Raw genomic sequence first — 3,646 nt, forward strand, 5'->3', positions numbered from 1 at the left:
CAAAATGGTGGTGACGAAAATAACTGTATTAATAGCAAAGGTGGTGAGTAACATTTAACGTGCCTGTTTGACTTGGTTTCGGCCCGATAACTTAGCGGCATAAACGGCTTGGTCAGCCGCCGCAACCAGCGATTTGGTGTCATGTATGTGGCTATGTTGAGCCAGCGTTGCGGTACCGATAGAAAGGGTGGCATGAATCATTTTGCCGGAAGGAATGGTGAAGTCTGTTTTTTCTACTCGATGACGAATTTGTTCGGCAATTAAGCCTGCATCTTCCGCGCTAGTGTCAGCGAGCAAAATAACAAATTCTTCTCCACCATAGCGAGCGAGCACATCGCTATTACGCAAACGATCATTTAACAGTTGTGATACTTGCTTGAGAACAGCGTCTCCCGCTTGGTGACCATAGTGATCATTGATGCGTTTAAAAAAATCCAGATCAATAAACAGGCAGGATAGTGGGCTATTGATACGCTTGGCCCGACTGACTTCTTCACTGACACGTTGATCAAAAAAACGGCGGTTGTTAATGCCGGTTAATGGGTCACGTAAACCGACTAATTTAATGTGTTCATGTAAACGTGCGTTTTCCAGACAAGCTGACATCACTGCTGCCAAGTGTTCCAGAAACTGCGTGCCAATATTGCTTTCAAAGCGATTCGGATTACGGCTGCCCAAATTAAGACTACCGATTAATACGTTATGTCTGATTAACGGCAGTAAGGCAATTGAGCCAAGTTCGGCTTGGTCTGGAAATAAGAAAGCATGTTGATGTGGTGAATAACGGATAAGGCGAGTTTTACGTAGCGGGCTGAAATACTGATTTAACAAATGGGCCGATTCAGTAAATATCAGTTTATCGAGCCACGAGGATTTGACGGGCTGCGCTTCAACCAAGCGCTGAAATTCATATTCAGGATCGTGTAACAGCAATGTGACATCAGTCAGCTGAAAACGCTCTTTATGCTCTTCAAGCACAATCCCCAGTAGTTCGTGAAGATTGTTACTAGCAAGCAATGCCAGTTCATATTCCTGGAAATTGGTTTGTTTTCGCTCATTGCTTTTAGCGATGCGAAGTAGTTCGTCCAAACGTGCTTGTAAGGTGGCGATATCTTGCATCCAAACGCCTTATGAGCCTAAGTGTGATTTAGTGAATATTAATAATGGCTTATTGCACGTGCAATTGTCCATACTTCTATGATTTTTACACCTGATCGCTTTAATTCACGTGCTGCTTCATGTGTTGTCGCACCGGACGTCATGACATCGTCAATAATGGCCACATGTTCAGGCAGGAACTCTGACGAATACTGAAAAGCGTGTCGCATGTTTTTATGTCGCTGTTTCGCATTGAGTTGGGTCTGGTTGGCGGTTTTTTTGATACGCTTCAGTAACTCTGGTTGGCAGGAAATATTCAATAATGCAGCCAGTTTTTCCGCAAATAATAAAGACTGGTTATACCCACGTTGACGAAGACGACTGGGGTGAAGAGGTATGGGAATCAATACTTCCGGAAGTGAATTCAGTGAATGCTGTTTTATAAATTCTCGTGCACAGAGATCAGCAATCTGAACTTGCCGATGATACTTCAGGGCAGACATCATTCTGGGAACGGCTTGCTCGTAACGATACAGGCTGAGACTGATGTCTTGTATCGGCGGCTTTTTCAGACATTGTCCGCAAATATGTCCAGATGCCAATGGTATGGCGCAACGAAGACAATGTTGTTTAATAAGCGGTAATTCATTGATGCAACCCTGACAAAGGGCATGTTCTTCTGTCGGCAGTCCACAGAGTAAACACGGAATTGGAAATACTTTCCTGTATAATTGTCGGAATTGTTGTGTCAGTGAGAGCAGATTTGCCATGACATGACCTAATTTAATCCTTTAAATCAGTAAAGAGTCATCATGCCTGAGAATGTAGCAGAAACCCAAGCAACAATCCGCAACGACTGGAGCCAGCAAGAGGTTGAAGCCTTATTTGCTATGCCCTTTAACGACCTGATGTTTAAAGCACAAACCGTTCATCGTGCTAACTTTGATGCCAATGCGGTGCAGATTAGTACCTTATTAAGTATTAAAACCGGTGGTTGTGCCGAGGACTGTGGTTATTGCCCGCAAAGTGCACACCATGAATCAGCCGTCAAAGCAGAACCTTTGATGCCGCTTGATGAAGTCATGAAATCAGCCAATGAAGCGAAAGAGGCTGGTGCTAATCGTTTTTGTATGGGCGCAGCCTGGCGTAGCCTGAAAGACCGTGATCTGGAACGCGTTGCAGAAATGGTTGAAGGCGTGAAGAGCTTAGGTTTGGAAACTTGCGTCACACTGGGTATGCTTGAAGAGCATCAAGCCAAGCGTTTAAAAGATGCTGGTCTGGATTACTACAATCACAACTTGGATACATCACCTGAATTTTACGGTGAAATTATTACTACCCGCACCTATGAAGATCGTCTGAATACCTTAAGTCATGTTCGTGATGCCGGTATTAATGTATGTAGCGGCGGTATTGTGGGCATGGGCGAAGGTCGCAATGACCGTGCTGGTTTATTAATCAGCCTGGCAAATCTGCCAACACAACCACAAAGCGTGCCGATCAATTTATTAGTACAAGTTGAAGGTACACCATTAGATGGTGTGGACAACCTGGATCCAATCGAGTTTGTTCGTACCATTGCTGTTGCCCGTATCATGATGCCGAAATCATTTGTGCGTTTATCAGCAGGTCGTGAGCATATGACCGATGAGTTACAAGCCATGTGTTTCCTGGCTGGTGCTAACTCGATTTTCTATGGTGAAAAACTGTTAACCACTGACAACCCTGATACCAACCATGATCAGCAATTGTTTAAACGTTTAGGTATCACACCTTGGGTTGGTGAAGAAAAAACAGAAGAACGCAGCTGTTCTTCAGCAGCCTAACGTCTCCAGTTTCGAGTGGCCAAACTCCCTTGGCATAATGAACTGACCGCCGCTTTAGCTGAACGCAAAGCGGCTGGGCGTTATCGACAAAATCGTCTTAGAGTCGGTGAGCAAGGTGTGCATATTCATCTTGGTGATAAAACTATTTTGTCATTTTGCAGCAATGATTATCTTGGTCTTGCTGCCCATCCTGATATTAAACAAGCGTTCAAAGAAGCAGTTGATAAGGAAGGTGTCGGTAGTGGCGCCGCCCATTTGTTGACCGGTCATAGTTATTACCATCAGGCATTAGAAGAAAAACTGGCGGATTTTACGGGTCAACAACGCGTATTACTATTTTCCACTGGTTATATGGCCAATCTTGGCGTGATTGATGGACTGCTTACTCGTGGCGATGCCGTGATTCAGGACAAATGGAATCATGCTTCTCTACTGGACGGTGGCCGTCTGACTGATGCCGACCAGTTACGTTACCCACACGCTGATATGGGGCTATTACATAAACGCTTACATAATGCCGCTACAGCAAAACATCGGCTGATAGTGAGTGATGGTGTATTCAGTATGGATGGTGATATCGCCTCCTTACCTGAAATTATGGCCTTATCTGAACAACATCATGCAGCCGTTCTGATTGATGATGCTCATGGTTTTGGTGTGATTGGTGAAGGTGGTCGCGGCACGGTTTCTCACTTCCAAATCACACCTAATAAGGCGCCGAC

General features: G+C 44.7%; 4 protein-coding genes. 2 read left to right on the top strand and 2 right to left on the bottom strand.

Annotated elements, in window-relative coordinates:
- Positions 1–54: 54 nt before the first annotated feature.
- Both B4K20_RS11090 and B4K20_RS11095 read right to left on the bottom strand, forming a co-directional pair.
- Positions 55–1,119 carry a GGDEF domain-containing protein gene (locus B4K20_RS11090; RefSeq protein WP_289282926.1) on the bottom strand — a complete coding sequence of 355 codons (1,065 nt, stop codon included), beginning with the start codon at positions 1,117–1,119 and terminating at the stop codon, positions 55–57.
- 38 nt (positions 1,120–1,157) lie between these two features.
- Positions 1,158–1,868, bottom strand: coding sequence for a ComF family protein (locus B4K20_RS11095; protein ID WP_289282927.1), 711 nt, complete (start codon positions 1,866–1,868; stop codon positions 1,158–1,160).
- A gap of 42 nt (positions 1,869–1,910) precedes the next feature.
- Here B4K20_RS11095 and bioB point away from each other — a divergent pair, with 42 nt between their 5' ends.
- Both bioB and B4K20_RS11105 read left to right on the top strand, forming a co-directional pair.
- Positions 1,911–2,924 carry a biotin synthase BioB gene (gene bioB, locus B4K20_RS11100; protein WP_289243132.1) on the top strand — a complete coding sequence of 338 codons (1,014 nt, stop codon included), beginning with the start codon at positions 1,911–1,913 and terminating at the stop codon, positions 2,922–2,924.
- Between the two features lie 15 nt (positions 2,925–2,939).
- On the top strand, positions 2,940–3,646 hold a 707-nt coding region (locus B4K20_RS11105; protein ID WP_289282928.1), incomplete at its 3' end, for an aminotransferase class I/II-fold pyridoxal phosphate-dependent enzyme.

The organism is Methylophaga sp. UBA5088, from assembly GCF_002414625.1.
In the GTDB taxonomy this organism is placed as follows: Bacteria; Pseudomonadota; Gammaproteobacteria; order Nitrosococcales; family Methylophagaceae; genus Methylophaga; species Methylophaga marina.

What these genes read in the sequence shown, in the direction of transcription:
- B4K20_RS11090 (WP_289282926.1), bottom strand. Translation starts at nt 1,119, where the DNA reads ATGCAAGATATCGCCACCTTACAAGCACGTTTGGACGAACTACTTCGC.
- bioB (WP_289243132.1), top strand. Translation starts at nt 1,911, where the DNA reads ATGCCTGAGAATGTAGCAGAAACCCAAGCAACAATCCGCAACGACTGG.
- B4K20_RS11095 (WP_289282927.1), bottom strand. Translation starts at nt 1,868, where the DNA reads ATGGCAAATCTGCTCTCACTGACACAACAATTCCGACAATTATACAGG.